The sequence below is a fragment of the Aquimarina sp. Aq78 genome (genome assembly GCF_900299525.1).
Lineage (GTDB): Bacteria > Bacteroidota > Bacteroidia > Flavobacteriales > Flavobacteriaceae > Aquimarina.
Map to the genome: position 1 here is coordinate 237,945 of NZ_OMKA01000024.1, position 18,118 is coordinate 256,062.

The 18,118-nt window shown below is 32.4% G+C and carries 25 protein-coding genes; all 25 read right to left on the reverse strand.

Annotation, left to right across the window (positions count from 1 at the left end; all coding sequences use genetic code 11):
• Position 1 precedes the first annotated feature (1 nt).
• On the reverse strand, positions 2-442 hold the full coding sequence (locus DG435_RS15620; protein ID WP_106793977.1) for a hypothetical protein: 441 nt from the start codon (positions 440-442) through the stop codon (positions 2-4).
• Between the two features lie 11 nt (positions 443-453).
• On the reverse strand, positions 454-813 hold the full coding sequence (locus DG435_RS15625) for a hypothetical protein (protein WP_106793976.1): 360 nt from the start codon (positions 811-813) through the stop codon (positions 454-456).
• Entirely contained in the window at positions 813-1,328 is a 516-nt protein-coding gene (locus tag DG435_RS15630; RefSeq protein WP_159025687.1) for an HK97 gp10 family phage protein, read from the reverse strand. Before DG435_RS15630 ends, DG435_RS15625 begins: the two co-directional genes overlap by 1 nt.
• A complete protein-coding gene (locus tag DG435_RS15635; protein ID WP_106793974.1) occupies positions 1,321-1,659 on the reverse strand; it encodes a head-tail adaptor protein in 339 nt (112 codons plus the stop codon). The genes DG435_RS15630 and DG435_RS15635 overlap by 8 nt, the downstream gene beginning before the upstream one ends.
• A complete protein-coding gene (locus tag DG435_RS15640; protein ID WP_106793973.1) occupies positions 1,660-2,220 on the reverse strand; it encodes a head-tail connector protein in 561 nt (186 codons plus the stop codon). It abuts the gene before it with no gap.
• A 1-nt stretch (position 2,221) separates the two neighbouring features.
• Positions 2,222-2,425: a hypothetical protein gene (locus DG435_RS15645; protein ID WP_106793972.1), complete on the reverse strand. Its 204-nt coding sequence runs from the start codon at positions 2,423-2,425 to the stop codon at positions 2,222-2,224.
• Positions 2,426-2,482: 57 nt separating this feature from the next.
• Positions 2,483-3,793, reverse strand: coding sequence for a phage major capsid protein (locus tag DG435_RS15650; RefSeq protein ID WP_106793971.1), 1,311 nt, complete (start codon positions 3,791-3,793; stop codon positions 2,483-2,485).
• A gap of 5 nt (positions 3,794-3,798) precedes the next feature.
• Entirely contained in the window at positions 3,799-4,443 is a 645-nt protein-coding gene (locus DG435_RS15655) for a hypothetical protein (RefSeq protein WP_106793970.1), read from the reverse strand.
• Entirely contained in the window at positions 4,433-5,659 is a 1,227-nt protein-coding gene (locus DG435_RS15660; RefSeq protein WP_106793969.1) for a phage portal protein, read from the reverse strand. Before DG435_RS15660 ends, DG435_RS15655 begins: the two co-directional genes overlap by 11 nt.
• 216 nt (positions 5,660-5,875) lie before the next feature.
• Positions 5,876-6,820, reverse strand: a complete 945-nt coding sequence (locus DG435_RS15665; protein ID WP_106793968.1) for a hypothetical protein — start codon at positions 6,818-6,820, stop codon at positions 5,876-5,878.
• Between the two features lie 156 nt (positions 6,821-6,976).
• Entirely contained in the window at positions 6,977-7,747 is a 771-nt protein-coding gene (locus DG435_RS15670) for a hypothetical protein (protein WP_106793967.1), read from the reverse strand.
• A 169-nt stretch (positions 7,748-7,916) separates the two neighbouring features.
• The gene (locus tag DG435_RS15675) at positions 7,917-8,951 is read right to left on the reverse strand and encodes an ATP-binding protein (RefSeq protein ID WP_108840634.1); all 1,035 of its coding nucleotides are present in this window, start codon (positions 8,949-8,951) and stop codon (positions 7,917-7,919) included.
• A 189-nt stretch (positions 8,952-9,140) separates the two neighbouring features.
• Positions 9,141-9,797 carry a hypothetical protein gene (locus DG435_RS15680; RefSeq protein ID WP_106791672.1) on the reverse strand — a complete coding sequence of 219 codons (657 nt, stop codon included), beginning with the start codon at positions 9,795-9,797 and terminating at the stop codon, positions 9,141-9,143.
• A gap of 214 nt (positions 9,798-10,011) precedes the next feature.
• Positions 10,012-10,578, reverse strand: a complete 567-nt coding sequence (locus DG435_RS15685) for a hypothetical protein (protein ID WP_106791673.1) — start codon at positions 10,576-10,578, stop codon at positions 10,012-10,014.
• A 220-nt stretch (positions 10,579-10,798) separates the two neighbouring features.
• Positions 10,799-11,035 carry a hypothetical protein gene (locus DG435_RS15690; protein ID WP_106791674.1) on the reverse strand — a complete coding sequence of 79 codons (237 nt, stop codon included), beginning with the start codon at positions 11,033-11,035 and terminating at the stop codon, positions 10,799-10,801.
• Between the two features lie 16 nt (positions 11,036-11,051).
• A complete protein-coding gene (locus DG435_RS15695) occupies positions 11,052-11,816 on the reverse strand; it encodes a DNA adenine methylase (RefSeq protein ID WP_106791675.1) in 765 nt (254 codons plus the stop codon).
• Positions 11,817-11,819: 3 nt separating this feature from the next.
• Positions 11,820-12,005 (reverse strand): hypothetical protein, encoded by a 186-nt coding sequence (locus DG435_RS15700; protein ID WP_106791676.1) that lies wholly within the window; start codon positions 12,003-12,005, stop codon positions 11,820-11,822.
• A gap of 240 nt (positions 12,006-12,245) precedes the next feature.
• A complete protein-coding gene (locus DG435_RS15710) occupies positions 12,246-13,964 on the reverse strand; it encodes a terminase large subunit (protein WP_106791678.1) in 1,719 nt (572 codons plus the stop codon).
• A 4-nt stretch (positions 13,965-13,968) separates the two neighbouring features.
• Positions 13,969-14,406 carry a P27 family phage terminase small subunit gene (locus DG435_RS15715; RefSeq protein WP_106791679.1) on the reverse strand — a complete coding sequence of 146 codons (438 nt, stop codon included), beginning with the start codon at positions 14,404-14,406 and terminating at the stop codon, positions 13,969-13,971.
• A 77-nt stretch (positions 14,407-14,483) separates the two neighbouring features.
• Positions 14,484-14,828 (reverse strand): HNH endonuclease signature motif containing protein, encoded by a 345-nt coding sequence (locus DG435_RS15720; RefSeq protein WP_106791680.1) that lies wholly within the window; start codon positions 14,826-14,828, stop codon positions 14,484-14,486.
• 2 nt (positions 14,829-14,830) lie between these two features.
• Positions 14,831-16,258, reverse strand: a complete 1,428-nt coding sequence (locus DG435_RS15725) for a replicative DNA helicase (RefSeq protein WP_106791681.1) — start codon at positions 16,256-16,258, stop codon at positions 14,831-14,833.
• Positions 16,259-16,945: a helix-turn-helix domain-containing protein gene (locus DG435_RS15730; RefSeq protein ID WP_106791682.1), complete on the reverse strand. Its 687-nt coding sequence runs from the start codon at positions 16,943-16,945 to the stop codon at positions 16,259-16,261.
• 11 nt (positions 16,946-16,956) lie between these two features.
• The gene (locus tag DG435_RS15735; protein ID WP_106791683.1) at positions 16,957-17,193 is read right to left on the reverse strand and encodes a hypothetical protein; all 237 of its coding nucleotides are present in this window, start codon (positions 17,191-17,193) and stop codon (positions 16,957-16,959) included.
• A gap of 165 nt (positions 17,194-17,358) precedes the next feature.
• Positions 17,359-17,685 (reverse strand): hypothetical protein, encoded by a 327-nt coding sequence (locus DG435_RS15740; RefSeq protein ID WP_106791684.1) that lies wholly within the window; start codon positions 17,683-17,685, stop codon positions 17,359-17,361.
• Positions 17,686-17,844: 159 nt separating this feature from the next.
• Positions 17,845-18,045: a hypothetical protein gene (locus DG435_RS15745; protein ID WP_106791685.1), complete on the reverse strand. Its 201-nt coding sequence runs from the start codon at positions 18,043-18,045 to the stop codon at positions 17,845-17,847.
• Positions 18,046-18,118 lie beyond the last annotated feature (73 nt).

Genomic DNA, 18,118 nt, shown 5'->3' on the forward strand with positions numbered 1-18,118 from the left:
ATTAGGTTATTGTTTCGATTAAAATATCTCCATCCACTAAAAATGAGAATGTTGCAGTTCCAATCTGTTGATTATCTCCTGTTATACCCGAACTTGATACATAGCATTTACCAGAGATTTTGAAGTCTCCTACAACTCCTGTAGTAAATTCCCAGTCTAATAGAGTTTTGTTAATTTGAAATTTCATTAACTCAATGGGATCAACAAAAGGTGTTGGAGGATCTGGTGCTGCCGGATCAGGTACTTTATCTGCCAATAACGCATCTGTTGATAGCGTTCCCGAATAATTACCCATTGATATTTTTGTTCCTGTTATATCTTTACTCGCTAACTCCTCGTTTGCTGTAGATATTTCTAAGCTACATGATGTAGCATGAAAGAGGGGATCACCCTGAAACTTTAATCTTAGATTCTCACCTCTATAAAATTGTCCTCCTGCCATTGTTCTATGTTTTAATTATTCTTAAATAGTTGATATGTTGAAGTCATTATGTATTCCTCAGTCTTATCTGGATTTGCTGCGGATTCTGTGCCTTGATCAAAAAACTCTTTGTACTGTTTAAAATGAATTGTCAACCCATCTATCAAATCACATAATGCATCATAATCAGTGTTTACAATTCGTATTTGTATCTCATATTCATATAGCCCTTGTTTTGAAGAGTTTGGTTTTCGATCTACTCGATAGACACAAAAAGGATACTCATCTTCAATAGGAGCATAAATGGGACTGATTCTTCCATCAAAAGGAGAACTATTTGCCACATCAAAAGCTTTGATATTTGCACTTACTAAATCAGATGTTTGTTTCATCACAGTCGATCAATTAATTTTTGAATGTATTTTTCAGTAGATATCAATGCATCTTTATTCACTTTTCCCTCTGTTTTCTGTTGGGCACGATTCATAAATGGATTTGCCGGAATACTACTTTTTTTCCCTCTGGCATTAAACCTTCTATTTCCTCTTCGATTTCTTTTAAATCCTGTTCTGTATACGTTATGACCAAAAATCACAAATGCACGAGCGTAAAAACCATCATATTTCCCAGAGGATTTAGGCCTTACAACAATCATCGGGTTCTTTGCTTTACGAGCAACTTGAACCCCAATAGACTTTCGAGTATTCCCCGGCTGAATTTCTTTTCCTCCTTTTAAAGTGTGTCTTTTATCACTTTTAGGAGCTTCCTGTCTCGCAACCTTAACTGTTGTTTGTGCTGATCTACGTAAGATTTTAATAATCTCTTTGCGCTTTGCTTTATCAGGTAAGGTTTTGATCTTTCTCACCAATTCATCAAACCCTTTTATTTCAACAATCGATTTACTCACGTTTTTCGCAATCTATTTTAAAGAACTTTTTACGTTGAATTTCTTCAACTCCATAAATTTCAAATTCATCAGTATGATCTCTTATAAACAAGTGTTGTATCTTTTCATTAGCAATTATGGGATCATATCGTATGATATATTGATGCTCATTAATCGTTACTTCTTTATCATCAAGAGCTTCATCACTTTTTAATAGCTTCTTATTTGCCCAGACTGTTGTTAATGCTGTTTCTGTATACGTTTCTGCACCTGTTGAGCTTCTACTTTTGTTACGTTTGATAATTTCAATACGTCTATCCATACTTCCTATATACACCTCTGGCTTATTCATTTAGGTAAATTTTTTATAAGGCCTCATAAGTGCCATTGCTCTGGTATTAATGATTTCTGCACGATCTGTTCTAAATTCATATAGATCAGAAATAATCAGTAAAATGGCTTGATATACAGGTTTAGGAATTGTGGTTAAATCAACACCTGCCACGTAGCTGATTTGAACCGTATTTGATTTTTTTCCTACTTCAGGAAATGGAATATCAGAATCATAATAGAAGACAGGTTTTGCTCCATAAAATTCTTGATATGTATATCCTTCAATTAAGGTTTGTAAAACATTATTTTTATTTAGATACTTTACTGTAAATGCACTTCCTAACAATGGCCCAAATTCTAAAGCGAAATAGTTTAAAAAAGCATTACTGTTAATTACGACATCTCGATTTTTGATAAACCAGCCCAAATAGTTTTCTGCTGTATCTATAGCAGAATCAATCATCCCTTGTATCAATGCATCTTCATATATAAAATCAATCTTGAGATGATTTTTGGCATGCTGAAGGGATACAAATTCAGGTTGCGGGTCTTTAATCGAGATGTTGTAATTCAGATTCATTTTATTCTTCGCTTTCTTCTACTTCTTCATTAGCTAACTCATCCATTTTTTTAGCTTCGGCTTCTGTTATACCATGTCCAGATTTTATGATTTCATTAGCTAGTTTTGCTTCAATTTTTGGAGAATGACCAATGGCATAAGGAAGGTTAAACTTTCCCCAAAGCGGTCGGATTACTCTAATTTGTATTTTATTCGTTTTTGCCATGATTATTGTTTTAGAATTACTTTCCTTTAAAAAGAGAGTGGTAATTAATTTTTATGACTATGCGCTAGTCAAGAAACTATTGATTGCAAATGCTTTCGGATTTGCAATTTGTACATCTGCATGAGTGTTCACAGTAATTCGAACACTATCAGCTAAATCTTCTGAATAAGGATTTACAAGGAAGGATACCGCACCCCATTGCCCAATGTATAATTGTGCGAAATCACCATAAATTAATGGGTAAACATCAACTATTGGAGGCCCTGCAAAAGAACCGACAGGCACTAGTGAGGTCGATTTGTATTTGTAGCCATCTAGCTCATTTTTATCGATAAAAAAAGTATCAGAACTCGATGCCTTTCCTTTGGTTTTTAATGCAGCTTTTAATTTAGGATGCAATACATAGCCTAAACTATTCTCTGTAGCATCATCAGATTCTACTATCCCCTGAAGCTCTACAATCTTAGCATAATCGGCTGCTGTTGCAGCTACTTGTGTGGCAGTACTTACACCGACATAATTTAAAACACCCGTTGGAGCAACCCCTCCAGCTCCGTTTATAGCAGCTACATTAATTGTGTTTTCCCATCCTCTGGACAGTTTTCTACGAACTAATGAATCTACATCTACAGAAGATTGCATTAATAAACGATTAGACATTGAAACAGAAGCTCCAGCTCTTTTAGGATTTAAAACTGGCCCTTGATACTTATTTTTCTGTTGCGTTATATTTGCTCCTTCTGCTAACCATTCGAAGGTATAGTTGCCTGCAACCGGCATTGGGATATCACCTCCAGATAAGCCTGTTAAAACAGTAGCTCCCATTTCTTGAATCCAAAGCTTTGGTTCTAAACCATCAATAACTCTAGGGGCTTGATTTTGAACCAATTCTCCACCATACTCTCCAGCATCTTGAGACACCGTCTGTTGACTTGCTCTAATAAAAGATAAGGGAATCATTACTCTAGCTTTTTTAGAAGTTCCAAAAGAAACGCCTGCTTCGCGGTTTTCTTTTTCTGCAATTTCTTGAGCTTCTTTCTCTGCACCATCTTGTTCTTCTCCCTCTAATGCATTGCGAAGCATACGAGTTATAGAAAAACGCTTTTGTACCTTTTGTTTTTCTTCATCATCACCATCAGTAACAGATTCACCACCCACAGAAGAAGCTAACTGAGTTTCACGTTTTTCGAAGTCCTCCGTTTCTGTGATTTTATCATCAAGAGCATCAATCTCACTACGGAGTGTATCAATTTGGGTTTGTTCGTCTTCTGTGAATTCTCTTTTCTCAGTTTCACACAAGTTTACAAGCTCTCCCCATTTTTTAATTTTGGAAGCTCGCTTTTGTTTTAAGGCATCACTTTTTTTCATTGTTCTTACTTTTTTAGTTTATATAGTTCTAAGCGAGCCCTCGAAACAGAAAGCCCTTTTGTGTTTTCGGTATTTTTAGGATTGATAATTGTATCCTTAGCATCATTTAATTCTGATCTGATCTGCTTAAACACAGCATCATTTCTTTTTACATTGGCATCAGGATTACTTCCTAATGTCACTACACTCCATTCATAAAGCTCTTGCCGTAAGAAATACACATCATCATTGTCTTCTCCTTTCTCTTTATCACCGAAGCGATACTCGTACACATCAGCAGCTATTGAAGCCATACGTAGCGTACCAGCAATAATTTTCTTTCTGATCTTTTCTGCTTTTTTATTTACTTTTTCTTCCTCGAAACGAATACGAGCTAAATGAACATTTGAACCATCAGACAGTGTTTCTTTCCAAGGCCCTTTTACAGTCATTCCGATAAGATTATCAGGATTATCATCGGAGGATCTGTGTTGATAAAACACGACTGGATTCTGTTTATATCTTGTAAAATCCCAACCTTCGGAAGTGAAAATAGTACCATAGCTATCTCTCTTATCACTTGTGATTATAAAATCAAATTCACGTTGATCTTCGGTGAAACCTTCTTCCGACCGAACGTATGCTGGTATGTATATGCGTTTAGTTTCCATTCTCTGAAAATTGTTTTTCGATTTGTTCTTGAGTTAGTGTGTTAGCAGGAGTTAATGGGGTATCTAATCCTTCAAGACTATTGTAATCTTCAAGATTTCTTATTTCGTTTCTGGTGTGCCACCCGAAGTTAATGGCACGACCATAGTATTCTCCTTTGGTTTTAACATCGGTACGAATAAGAGCATTAGTATTAAATTTTACATATAGAGAAGACCTTTCCTCTTCGGTAAAAAGCTTATAGTCATATTCTTCTTCAATCCTTTTGGCCCAAGGAGCAATGGTATCTGATCCGTGTTCTAAAGATTGTTGCTCTATATTGCTTAATGTGGCCTTGTCTAGATGCTTGATCTTATGAGGAGCGATATTAAACCAGCGAGCGATATCTTCAATAGACGTTTTTTTCCAGTCTATTAAAGATGCTTCTTGAGCATTAGCAGTAATACTCATAAAATCCATACCTTCATCTAGAACACCGATGTTATGAGTGCCACCTTTCGATAGTCTTTGCTCCATTGCATCGGCTAGTTTTATTTTTGGTTGAGGATCGAGAGGTTTTGTAGTTTTAAGAATACCAGCGAGAAGACCTTTAGATTTAAAGTTTTCATCTGCAAATGTTTCTGAAGAGAGTGCTGCACCCAAGTTTTGAGCTGCATATTTAAAAATAGAAATACCACTTATCCCATTGAATGAAAACCCAGGGATGTGAATTACTTCTTCAGAATTCAATGATCTTTTATATCCTTTGATATAATAAAAGAGTTGACCATCTTTCTTTCTGATATCGTTTAGATGATCAGGATGTACAAAGTCAAAAGATGTTTGAATACCAGTAAAACTATCTCTAAGAATTACAGCAATACCATTACCTCGTAATAATGCCGAAACCATTAATGCTTTATGAAAACTGAATTGAGTCATCAAAGCATTGGGACGCTTGCTAATTAGATAATCTACCGGATGTTCGGGTTTTCTAAAACGATCTTTTTCAACTTTTTCAAAAACAGATTTAGGGAGTTTTGCAATATCATTTGATATTTGATCAATCGCATTATAGACAGCAGATAAACAAAGAGCAGTTTGATGGTTTACGAATTTTCCGCTTCTGGTTTTAGTGTTGAAAAAACTAAAGATGTCATTAGAGAACTCTTTGATTTCAGCACTCCGTGTTTGCGAGTTGAAAGGAGATTGTAATGCTCTTAATACCAGATTATCCACGAGTACAACTTTTAAGTTGTATCTAAATTAGTACGGTGGTTAAGAAAAAAGAGTCATAATTTATGCCTTTTCGAATTATCTATATAGAAAAAAACATATATGTGTTTAGTAAGTTTGAATGTATTAATATTAATGATTTATTCCATTCAATAAATGATACTGTTGTATTGATCTTTAATCATTACTATAGGGGGAATTTAGATATGACGTATATTCTTAATGAGATTCATCTCCTTCAGCAATTCCTTTACGATCTTCCATAGCTATGTCTTTAATCTTTTCAAATAACAACTTTGGTTCGTTTAATAAACCAGGGTTATCATTGAATAATTTAGCTAATTCCGGAGAGACTGTCTCTACCATTAGATTGGTTGTACCATCTCCATTTGTAGTTTTAATAGCTAATATTTGCCCTAACCTTATTGCTACATTATCATAAGGAGAAATAGCCTGAAGTAATGCAGCTGAACTTGTTGCTAATTTTTCAGTTACTTCAGCAGCTGGCAAATCAACAAAATTATGTTCTAAGGCAGATTTACCTTTTTTATATATATCGTTTATTTCTTTTTTAGAGGAATCTTTTTTAAAAAAATTCAATGATTTAAAAAAAGATCCATAAATTGGTTCTTCTTCTCCTTTATATGAAAATCCAAGTTCCTCCATGAAATTACCGACAGCAATGATTAATCTATCATTTATAAATTCAGGAATATTATCATCAGGGGAAACTATATTGACAGTTGCATTATGATTATAAGTAATCCATGTAGATAAAAACTCTTCATAATATTTATGAAACAAAGTTTTAGATGAATCATAAAGATCATCAACATATTTTTTAGCTAGTTTTTCATGTATCTCTTTGTTAGATTTTGATAGATAGAACCTTAATAATATAGAATAATATCTTTCAGCAATATCTTCAGTAATAGTTAATTTTTGTTTACCCTTTAGATAATCTAATTCTTTCTGATTTTCAATTAAATCTAATAATTCAAAACTTGTCAAAGAAATAGTAAAATCAAGCTCTTCAGTAAAAACATTGAAAGTGTGGAGAGTGCCTGTTTTAGTGGTTGTTATAATTTCTTTTTTTCTAAACCCATCTGAGTAATGAATTTTTAAATTATTACTTTCATAAAAAACAAATATTTCTTTACCCATGGTCTAGTTATTATGTATGTCAAATATAAAAAATAAAACTCTTTTAGTTTTTCATTAGGATCTTAAAATGATTTGCTATAGAGATGAAGGATATGGTTATTCTTTTTTAATCATGAAAGTTGGAGAACAACTAAATTTCTATGATTTTGTATAATATTATATACTACCATTTAATTCATCTTTTGTTCGGTAATCTAGCGGAATAGGGTAATAAGTAGGGTACTTATTTAGAATTATAGGTAATTTATCAACTTTTTTGATTTTGTCATAATGTTTGAAATTAGTTATTTCTGATAATTCCATTATTCTATTTGGATTGTCAATACTTAAAACAAATCCGAACGGCCTAAAAGTAAATTCACATACTGTGCCATATAAGTTAGTAAAGTAAATGTGGCCGTTTCTATTTTGCCCTTCATTATTTAAGTACATATAAAACCTATATCTATTTGGTAATTCTGTCAGATTTTCATCTTTTACAAATTCCAAAAGTTCAGGATAACATTCTGTGAACAAGTGATTATTACAACCAATAAACATTGATATAATTTGTTTAAGAAATTTAAGAAGGTTTATGTCAGAAATATCAAACCCATAAGCTTTAGTATTTTTGTCATTAGACTGAATAATGCTCATAGCAATTTGCGCAAATTTTTTATAGGTTCGAACATATTTAGAGCCTAAAAATCCGTTACAATCTTTGCAGAAACAGTAATCCCCTAGTCCACCTTGTTCCTTTTTAGATTTTGGTTTTAGGTTCCCAAAAACATATTCCTGGGTATTTTGATAATATTCCTTCTGATTTAGAGTATAATATTTGGTTTCTTTATTAAATGCTGAACGTGGAGGAATGTGTTCAAAATTCAATTCTTTAGTTTCTTTGCAAATTTTACATTTTCCGATTTTAGTTTTTTTTATCTTTGACATTGGTTGTACATCATGGTGTTATAAATACGTGTCGTAGCAAAGTAAAATGTTACCTTCTAGCTATTAATAAACCTATATAGATTTTTATATTTTGATTCTAAGTACAAAAAAACATTCGATCAATCACCAAAATCGGCTATAGCATATACTTGATTTCGTAGCACATATTTTATCTTTTCAAAATTTCATCTAATAAACTCTCACGTGTCGTTCCTAATATTTTTTGCTTATCCGAAGCTAGAACATTTTCTTCTAAATTTGTTATCAATTCAACAGGGTTTTGCGCAGTGATTGGTCCATTTCCAAAATTCAATTTATATTCTGAAAATTTTAAAGGTGATTTTTTACCTCCAAAAAAGAGAATCAAATCCATTTCATAATTATGTTCATCTCCTAAAGTTTCCAGATTGAAAATTAACCTTTGAGAAGTTCTTTCTGGGGCTCCAAAATGAAGGATGTCAATTTGATTCCTATTAATATACTGATGTCCTTGCAAAGTATAATTATGTGCTGTTTGAGCGTTCAAACTTCCAGAAAAAACTGCTTGTCCACAAGTTAGTCTATAACTAATATTTTGCTCGTTTTGTAATTCTGAAAAGTTTATAATTATAATTGATATATCTAAAAAAACATTTTCATTATTAAGAGTTCCAAACCTATCGAGATTAATAAAACCTTCTATATTTGGATAACTAATTTTTTTAAATAATGCATCTATTAAATAGTGTGGTGCAGGTTTAGTTTGACCATCCAATCGAGCATAATAAATGCTTTTAAATTGGTGAGGGCTATAATTACTTTTTTGAACCTCAAAAACGTATAAATAATTCCTTCCATTTTCTATAATTTGAACATTTATGTTAACAGGTAAAGGAGTTATTGAGTCAGAAATTTTACTTATCAAAGTATCCTTTTCAATTAATTGATTGACAAGAGACAATGCTCCCTGAAAAACCAATCTGTCATCGATGGATTGTCCCATTGGAGCTCCCCAAATCAGAATTCCTCCATTGGAATTTAGAAATGCACAAATTCCACGAATTACTCCTTCAAGATTCTTGTTAAAGTTTCCATATGTAGGATGATATGTTTTAAATTCAATTTTATCAGACTCCTCTTTTTCGGTATTAAAAAAATCCAATATATCTTGATGCGTAAGTGCATCTAAGTCTTTCCCAAAGTAATGATGTGAATAATTATCCATATATGTTACAACGTTTTGACTATGCGTAGTGTGGGAGTACGAAATTACATGTTTCGAGATAGTGCACTTACCCAAAATCTATATTTTGTTTTAATTTTTTCTCTTTTAAAGTCAAATCAAAAAATTTGACGACTTTGCAAACACACAATAGCCTCTCGATTAAATATTAATCGCCCTATTTACCATGTGTTATATACTTTCTTTTTTATCTTTTTTAATAACTTGAATCAGCATTAATATTGTAAATAAACTTATCAAAATGGGAGCAATAAATAATAGCCAATCAAATATTGATTCAGGTTTTAAAATTTCAAAAACTTTTTTTATCATATAAATTTCAAAAACAAATGGGAGTAATATAAGTATTAACCCAGTTGGGATCCAAAATAAATATGATATACAACCTATCGAATCAATTTTCTTCTGTGAATGATGTTTGTCGATAGAATCTGTTATTGAGAACGGTTTGAGTTTGTCATTTAAAAAGGATTTTAACTCAATATTGAATAATTCCGCCGTTAAAAGCTTAAAAATTCGCTTTTGTCCAATCAAATCAAACCATATCATAAGATACTTATAATATGCAAAAGTAAATATCGTAGGCACTAAACTTAGAGTAATGCTGCTATCTATTATTTTCAGAGGTCCTATTGAAATTTCCGAAATTTTAGTCTCTAACAGGAGAGGAAATGCAAGCCCAGTCAAAAGTAAAATAAGAAAAAGCCTTGCCATAGATTTCCTGTTATCCTCTATTCTGTGATCCAATATATTTAAATATTTTTCTTTAGAATTTTCAGATTTCAACCCTTCTTTGATTAGGGATTTTATTTTCTCTTCTTTATTCAAATCTTGGTAGTTTTAGCTTGCATATAGCGTATAGTATAAGAAACGTAGAACAGGTGATTAGCGATACGTTTAGAGTTGATACTAAGTCAAATATAAATGTTTTGTTTTTATCATTTTAATAAGCCAAATTAAAAATTTGGTGATGTTTGTAAATAGCACTGAACTTTCTTAAACGACCAAATGTCCTATTTACTATATATCATGTTGATGGTAGTTATTTCTTTCTAAGTTTATCCAAGAAATTGTTTAAATTAATTCCAATTCCACCAATATTTGGTTTAAGTTCAAAGTTATCTAAGTCCCAAACTTTTTCCCACAAATTTTCTTTCTCTCCTAAATTTAATTTACGTTCTTTTTTTAGACTCTTTCTTATCTTATCTAGAGCGGCTTTATATTCAGGTGTATAGTTTGGTTTGTTTAAAAACTTTTTTTCGAAGTTTTCCATTTTCCCGACAAATTCTAATGGATTACTCTCAGTGAGTTTTTTTATCATTTCCATATGCAGCCAAATTAATAGATTGTGAAGTCTAGATTGATAACCTGTCAACTTCAAATCGCTATCTTCAATTACAAAATCACCATTTTGTATTTCCAAATCATTTTCGCCTTCCTTGTCAATATCTTTTAGCAAGTAATGAATATCTTTGTATAAGGTTTCAATAAAATTGGGATTTTCATTTCTTAATGGTTCCAAAACAGATTCTATATATTCGTCAATAGATTTCTTTTCTGTATTTCTGATTTCTTCAATAAGTTCTAAATAATCTTTTCTTTTAAGCATTTTTTGTGTTAATTACCATCAACGTAGGGGGATAGCTACCATAATAATTATATAATAAGGATACCCTATGGGAAATATTCCATTTACTAATTATTGATGTCTCAATATATAAAAGTACGAAAAAAGGGGAATTATTAGTCTTTTTGACATTATGATTTATGTCATTAGATTATATTTAATAAATATTTATAAAAAAATGTAATGAATACAGATAGTAAGGTTATTTTGACAAGAATTCAATTTTAAGCCCTCTTCGTAATGAAAAGGTATACTTGTCTAAACCACCTTCTAAAACTTTATTAAAGTGCTTTGTTTTAAGTTGTTCATTTTCTATAACCTTAGAATATTGACCAGCTCCACATAACCTTGTATACTTTTGATTACGATCGGTAATACGTATTATGAAGTTTTGATTTATCAATGCTCGTTTCTGATTATTACTTTTTACTGCTGCCATGTTCTTTTGTTTTAAATTAGAATAAAGTGCCTTGTGCTTTTTTGTAGTTAGTTACCAAGATTTCGATTCTACGATTTTTAAGGTTTCTCCTTTCCCCAATAATATTTATATTCAGGCTTCTTTCTCTTGCTTGTTTCAGTATAAATGGATGATTGAATTCACTCATTGCCCAGTTAACTCCACTTTTATTTAGAACTTCAAAAAGATCGAAACTATCTCTCTCTGTAAAACCTGTTTGATAATTATTATTGGTATCTAAGTAAGGAGGATCGCAATAACAAAATGTTTGTATTTTCTCTTTCTCTCCTTTAAAGCTTATTTTTTTGAAGACATTTCTGAAATCAGTATTCATGAACTCTGATCCAAAAATAAAATCATGTGTTTCATTTATCTTTTTCATAACGAGCTCTAATGTATTTCCATTGTTAAATCGTAATGTTTCAGGTTTACCCATGTATCCGAAGTTTGAGAGAAACAAGAATCGTATTGCTTTTAAAACGGGTTTTATTTCTTGATTCAGTTTCCAATGATTCCATAAATCTTCACTTATAGGCATCTTTTTTAAATATTCTTTTAATTCATCTTGTTTGTGGATCACCACCATAAACAGATTGAAAACATCACTATCATTATCATTTAGAATGTTATACCTCGCTTTTGGTTTGTTAAAAAACATTCCTCCAGCACCGAAAAACGGTTCGATATAGATTTTATGTTCAGGAAAATATCCTTGAATTTTCTTAGCTAATTTTTTCTTGTTTCCAAGTCTCCTTAAAATCATTTTTCATGGTTTCCTTAATAGCTCCCTTGCTACTAAAAATCCGCTGGTTAGTTCTAAAGTCATCAAAATATAGATGATGATTTTTCGTGATATTTCTTTATTGATCCAATATGAATCTAAAGCAATAGAAGTTAAAAGCATCAATAAAAAAGTTACTATAATGGTTGTAAGTAGATATATCAATTTCATTTTCCTAAGTATATTTTTAAACTGTTCCTAAAGCTCCTGATAGAGCTATATTTATATTCGCCAAACAGATCAAAAAATTCATCATTAACCTGATGAAAAGCCTCTATTGTTGTTCGTGATTTTTTTAGCTTTTCAAAATACCGGAGAAAGTAGGCTTTATTGATTCCGTTTTTCCTATAATACCAGTATAGATTGATATCATCTTGCGTAATCTCTTTATGGCTTAGTACATTCATTTTTTTAAATAAAAACTTCTACATCTGGGTCATTATACTGGCTCTTCTCGGTCTCTTCATTGTTAGATAAGCTGCCACCTAAAGCCATAATGGTAGCAACTATACCGTCCACTCGTTTTACTCCTGCATGACTTTGTCCTTTATGTACTTTGATGTTTTCATTAGCATCTTGATAAATAACACATCCTGAAAGCATCCATGTCAATACAGGATTACCGTCATGTTTTATTTTTCCTTCGTATACCAATTTTTCAAACTGCTTTGTGGGGAAACTAATTATTGATATTTGTTGACTGAAAAAAGAAACATCTAAACCTTCTTCTGTTAAATCATTGGCAACCTGAGAAGCATTCCATTGATCAAGCTCTATGCGTTTAACATTATACTTACGGTTTGTGCCAAATACATTATCTTTTATATAGGTATAGTCGACTGTATTGCCAGGCGTAGCAATCAAAAAACCTTGATCTTTCCAGTATCGATAGGGGACTCTGTCTTGTTTACTTCTTCTAGTTATAGTATCCGAAGGACAGAAAAAGAAAGGTTTAATATATCTAATGTCTTCATCATCTGGTTCACTGAGAATAATATCGGCTGTTATATCGGTGGTAGTAGATAAATCAATCGCCCTATAGCTTCCGAATTCTTGGAATTTTTCGAGAGGTATTGTATCTACTTTATTTCTCATCCATATTTCATTTGGAATCCAGATCGATGGAGCGTCAACCCATAGATTAAGGTGTTTTGTTTTGAAATTTGGAATTTTTGAAGGTTGATTTACGGCCTTAGTATATTCTGATCGAATACGATCTAATAAAGCGGACACATTTAAGTTTGGATTGGCTTTTGGCCATACACTTTCATCCTCCCAGTCATCACCTTCATCTAAATCATGAATCATAATCAATGTAGAATCTTCTTCTTTTAAACCTAACAGTACATCTTTACAAGAATCCTCATATAATTTGCATACCGATGATAGATTAAATCCTGCGGTGGTGATGTGGTATACTAAAGGTTGGGGTCTGGAAATAGCAGAGCTTTCAAGGTTTTCTTTTACCGTGTCGTCCTTATGGGCATGATATTCATCAATGATCGATAAATGAGAGTTGATACCATCTTGAGTTTTTGAATCTCCCCCAAGTGGTCTCATAAATGAGTTGTTACGTTTAAAGATGATTTTGTTTTGTAGCGTTCTGAATCCTATTGCGGCTAATTTTTTTGAATTGTTTATAAAGTTTACCGCTTGGTTAAAACAAAGTTTAGCTTGATCTTCTTTTGTTGCTCCGATATATACTTCGGCTTCGGGTTCATCATCAAATGCCATGCAATACAAACCTAATCCAGCCATTTCTGCTGTCTTGCCATTTTTCTTAGCACGTTTATCATATACGGTATTGATAACTCTAAGATTTGAATCTTGATGCTTCCATGCAAAAATGTTGTATAACGTGAATTGTTGAAATGGAGAAAGTACAAATGGTTTCCCTATTTTGGTTTTATCAGGATGTTTTGTGTATACCAGAAATTCTTCAAAGAAATCGATAACATGCATTCCATTAGCATGATCCAGAAAGTATCCTTTTGCTTCGGCATTTTTGATCCATGAATAAAATCGTTCAATGGCAAGTCTAATAAACTTACCAGTCACGATTTTTCCAGAGGATACATTCTTTGAATACAAAAAAGGTACTGTGGATTCTATTTCTTTGGTTATTATCATGAAACTAATTTGAAAGCTTACGTTTACTAAAGCCGTTAAACAAATCTCCTTGATCTGGATCAACAGCTGCTTTAAGTTCTTTCTCACTTTTTGGGTCTAAACCGAATTGTTTGAAACATTGCATGATTGCTTTTTCAGCATCACGTTTTAAGGTTACTTCTACGGAAATGTTTTTTGCTCCAGTAGAGAATCTTTGGATATAACCTGAACCATGTCTTTTTTTATTTTTGTTTCTAATTTCTCTAATGGCCCATTCCCATTGTTCAAAGTTTTCTGCTAATACTGCTAAAGCTGGTATGTGTATTCTTTTCAATTGATTTCCAGAAATTAGGATTTCGCCAAATTTTTTGAAGTGCGCTTTTGCCTTTGTTCCTAAAAAAGTAGGAGCAGAGGGAAGCTGTTTTAAAAACTCAGAACCTTTTCCAATACTAACTACTTCCATAACTTGTTATTTATAAGCCCCCCTTTAAAAAGTTTCACTGAGTAAAATTTTCACTAAGTGGCGATGTTTACATATTTTCATTTAGAGTCTTTTGACCCCTTAACCTCTTTATATCCGTGCGCTTCTTTGCCAGATTTAGAAGCATGGCAAGAATCACATAATCCTTGGAAATCTTCGTCTACAAGATGATCAAGATCAGGTGCGCCACCATCTCTCAATCTTTCAATATGATCTGTGTATGCAGTAGGGGAGATCAGTCCTATTTCATAGCACTTTTTGCACAATGGATATCTCTCTTTAAAACCTAAAGAAAACTTCCTCCATCTGGGATCATTATAATACCAGCTCATATCAACTGATCGTTGATGTTTTATTCGTTCTGGTTTCCAACCTCTTTTTATTTTCTTTGGTCTATTCGGCATAGCTAAAATGGTAAATCATCCTTTTCATTGTTGATTGGATTATTCTCTGTATCTACTGTAACAGGTTCTTCAATTTCTTGTGGATTTACATACTTGGTTTTGTTTTCTATGTAATGCAAACCGACATTACCTAAAGCACCGTTTCTATTCTTGGCAACAATCAAGCATGCGTTTTCATTGTTCTTTAGTTTTAGTGTCTGATAAACATCTTGATTCTGATATCGTGTGTAACCATAATATTTAGGCCGATAGAGTAAGCCAATAATATCTGCTGCTTCCTCAATAGCTGAGGATTCTTTGAGATGATGCTTACTAGGAATCTTGTAGCGTGAATTTTTTACATCACGACTCAATTGTGATAGAGCGATAACAGGAATGTCTAATTCTTTAGCAATATTTTTTAACTCTCTTGCAGCTTCACTGATATTGATGCGAATATCTTTATCTCCGCTAAACATTTGAACAAAATCTATAACTAACAATTTGATGTTATACTTTCGTTTCATGGAACGTGCTTTACGTTTCATTTCAGGAACAGTAAGTGCTGGTTGATCATCGATATGTATTGAGTAATTCTTTACTTCATCTACTACAGAAGTGAGTTTAGGGAAATAGTAATCATGTTCGAATCCGGTACGCATTAGCTGATTCATATGGAATTGACTTTGTGTAGATACTGCTCGAATTGCTAATTGTGTAACACTCATTTCCATACTAAACATACCAACGGGATGGTTAGCTTTAGCAGCAGCAATCATGTTTCCTAGTACAAAAGCAGTTTTACCCATGCCATTATCTGCGCCAATGATAATTAAATCTTGATTTTGCCAACCGTTAAAATGTTTATCGGTAGCAGCTAACCCTGTAGGAATACCAGTAACGATTCCTTGGTTATTTGTTAAGAATTCTACTCGTTTAGGAACACTCGTTACTGCATCATGCCAAGATATAGAAGAATGTCCTTTTGTACTGGTATCGGTTAGATTATCAATATTCGAACTCACTGTATCGATCAAATCAAATACATCTACAGAAGAATCATAAGCCATAGCTATCCCTTGAGTACAAAAGTCTATCATTTTGCGAGCGATATATTTTTGCAAAATGATTCTGGAATGATATGCTACATGTGCTCCAGATGCAGTAATGGTACTTAATTCGATGAGATATGAACTACCTCCGACCTTTGATAGTTTTTTAGCATCGTTTAGTTGTTTAGGAACTGTAAGCAGATCAACAGGTAGAGATCTATTGTAAAGATTTGAAATAGCTTTGAAAATGATATTATGCCTTGGATCATAAAACACATCGGGATTGCTGATAATAGAAAATACATCATCAAGAGCTCTTGAATCAATAAGGCATGCGCCTATCACTGCTTGCTCAATATCAATTGCTTGTGGTGGTATTTTAGATTTTAAAGTTGCCATTTAATCGATTCTTTGTAAATCTGGCCTTGTAAGACCTTGGTTATCATTTCTTGTTTTAAAAATATTTTGATTCTCAATCCAATTACGGGCATATTTGTTAAGCCGTAACCTAATTGTATTTCCGTCATACTCTCTTGATTCGAGATCAAAGGTGTCATTGAAATCCAAGCAGAATTTTTGAAAATTCTTAATTTTCGATTTGTGCTGCATTAAGAAGGTTTCCCATTGAGAAGGATGATACTTTTTGAAAAAATCTAAAGCGCGTGTCTCTCTCTTAGTATTACTTAATTCTTTATTACTTGGATATAGTATTATTAATTCGTCTGGATTTCCCACATGTGGAAAATCCATATGTGGGAAATCCACATGTGGGTTTTCATGATGTGGCTCGATTAAATTTTGATTTTCCTTATCCGGTTGATCATCTAAATAATATTCGCCAGTGCCATCACCACACCGATTGTATTTAACATATCCGAATTGTTTCAGTTCTTTTAAGGCGGTTACTATAGAATTTTGACCATCTTTAAGTTGACTGGACATGCTTTTTATGGTAAAATGCCAATTGTCAGGTTTTGAAAACATGTAACAAAACAATCCAATTGCCTTTAGAGATAAGCGACTATCTGATAACAGCACATTGTGAACTTGTGTAAATTTTGACTTCCTTTTTTTGATAATAGCCATGATCGTTAGATTTAATTCTTCTTACTTGTCACGGCCACTTCTTTTTCATCTATTACATCAATATGATTGATGTTTTTTTTCAATTTTGCCTCTGTGTATGAGTTTCTCTTAAGACCTTCAGCCTTTAGAAAACTTTCAATTTCTTTCACTGTAGAGCCAACAGTTAGGGCAAGTTCCTTGTCAGATTGTTGTAAATAGAATTGTCTAATTATCTGCTTTTGACCATTGGTTAATTTTTGCTTTTTCATGCTATTGAGTTTTTAAATTAATATCAATCAGTTTTATTACACCTGATACAAGTTTCCAATGTGCCACCAAAACCACTAGGTTGTGGATGACACAATTCATGTCCTTTTTTACAGTATTTCAATACAAATTGAATCGTATATGGTCTTTTTATTTTACAGTATTGTTTATTCATAAGTGTTTCTCTGTTTAGCGATACGAATTGCAGCACTTGTTATTATTTTTTCAGCAGAATTATCTTTGTTGCCAGGCTTTATAATTTCTAATGGTTTTGCTAAGGATTTAGCAATCTGATAAGCTCTTTTTTGAGTGATATCTCCCCATAATCCCGAATTGGATATTTCTCGATAGGTGATTGCTCTTTTTGAGAGTATTTTTTTACGTAGTACTGATTTATGAGTTAGTTGATCCATCACTAAATGAGCCGGAGCAACAACCAGATTTTCCTTTTTCAAGTGAGCAAATAATTCTGCTATTGATACATTACCGTTCATCGTTCTACATTTTAATCTGATCAGTTCACTATGTTTCTAATTGAAACTATGTAATCAGAAAGTTTTAATTTTTCATAATCATACATTTCATCGAATGATTTACCGTTCACAAACCATCGTCCATTTTTCCGATATATTCCGGATGAGGTTATAAGTTGTTTATTTTGGAATTGCATATCCAATAAGTTTTTTTCGTTCTAGACTTTTCATTGAAAAAACCTCAAAAAAGTAACTTCTTTTTTTCAAAGCTTCAGAACTTACTTTCTGCCTTGTTTTTGTATCTGTACCAATAAAAAACAATGTCCTTCCATCTTTAATTCTATTAGTGATATCGACACCATGTTCTGTATAATATTTCATGATTTTAGTATTTTACAAGTAAGCTGATTAATGTTATGATTGACCCTATTGATATCGCTGTAAAAAAGGATAT

Excerpts from the sequence above, each read along its gene's own strand:
- DG435_RS15710 (WP_106791678.1), bottom strand. The coding sequence starts at position 13,964 with ATGATAATAACCAAAGAAATAGAATCCACAGTACCTTTTTTGTATTCA.
- DG435_RS15645 (WP_106793972.1), bottom strand. The coding sequence starts at position 2,425 with ATGGCAAAAACGAATAAAATACAAATTAGAGTAATCCGACCGCTTTGG.
- DG435_RS15690 (WP_106791674.1), bottom strand. The coding sequence starts at position 11,035 with ATGGCAGCAGTAAAAAGTAATAATCAGAAACGAGCATTGATAAATCAA.
- DG435_RS15730 (WP_106791682.1), bottom strand. The coding sequence starts at position 16,945 with ATGGCTATTATCAAAAAAAGGAAGTCAAAATTTACACAAGTTCACAAT.
- DG435_RS15700 (WP_106791676.1), bottom strand. The coding sequence starts at position 12,005 with ATGAAATTGATATATCTACTTACAACCATTATAGTAACTTTTTTATTG.
- DG435_RS15695 (WP_106791675.1), bottom strand. The coding sequence starts at position 11,816 with ATGATTTTAAGGAGACTTGGAAACAAGAAAAAATTAGCTAAGAAAATT.
- DG435_RS15685 (WP_106791673.1), bottom strand. The coding sequence starts at position 10,578 with ATGCTTAAAAGAAAAGATTATTTAGAACTTATTGAAGAAATCAGAAAT.
- DG435_RS15635 (WP_106793974.1), bottom strand. The coding sequence starts at position 1,659 with ATGAATAAGCCAGAGGTGTATATAGGAAGTATGGATAGACGTATTGAA.
- DG435_RS15725 (WP_106791681.1), bottom strand. The coding sequence starts at position 16,258 with ATGGCAACTTTAAAATCTAAAATACCACCACAAGCAATTGATATTGAG.
- DG435_RS15715 (WP_106791679.1), bottom strand. The coding sequence starts at position 14,406 with ATGGAAGTAGTTAGTATTGGAAAAGGTTCTGAGTTTTTAAAACAGCTT.
- DG435_RS15670 (WP_106793967.1), bottom strand. The coding sequence starts at position 7,747 with ATGTCAAAGATAAAAAAAACTAAAATCGGAAAATGTAAAATTTGCAAA.
- DG435_RS15735 (WP_106791683.1), bottom strand. The coding sequence starts at position 17,193 with ATGAAAAAGCAAAAATTAACCAATGGTCAAAAGCAGATAATTAGACAA.
- DG435_RS15640 (WP_106793973.1), bottom strand. The coding sequence starts at position 2,220 with ATGAATCTGAATTACAACATCTCGATTAAAGACCCGCAACCTGAATTT.
- DG435_RS15745 (WP_106791685.1), bottom strand. The coding sequence starts at position 18,045 with ATGAAATATTATACAGAACATGGTGTCGATATCACTAATAGAATTAAA.
- DG435_RS15620 (WP_106793977.1), bottom strand. The coding sequence starts at position 442 with ATGGCAGGAGGACAATTTTATAGAGGTGAGAATCTAAGATTAAAGTTT.
- DG435_RS15740 (WP_106791684.1), bottom strand. The coding sequence starts at position 17,685 with ATGAACGGTAATGTATCAATAGCAGAATTATTTGCTCACTTGAAAAAG.
- DG435_RS15625 (WP_106793976.1), bottom strand. The coding sequence starts at position 813 with ATGAAACAAACATCTGATTTAGTAAGTGCAAATATCAAAGCTTTTGAT.
- DG435_RS15655 (WP_106793970.1), bottom strand. The coding sequence starts at position 4,443 with ATGGAAACTAAACGCATATACATACCAGCATACGTTCGGTCGGAAGAA.
- DG435_RS15650 (WP_106793971.1), bottom strand. The coding sequence starts at position 3,793 with ATGAAAAAAAGTGATGCCTTAAAACAAAAGCGAGCTTCCAAAATTAAA.
- DG435_RS15665 (WP_106793968.1), bottom strand. The coding sequence starts at position 6,820 with ATGGGTAAAGAAATATTTGTTTTTTATGAAAGTAATAATTTAAAAATT.
- DG435_RS15720 (WP_106791680.1), bottom strand. The coding sequence starts at position 14,828 with ATGCCGAATAGACCAAAGAAAATAAAAAGAGGTTGGAAACCAGAACGA.
- DG435_RS15675 (WP_108840634.1), bottom strand. The coding sequence starts at position 8,951 with ATGGATAATTATTCACATCATTACTTTGGGAAAGACTTAGATGCACTT.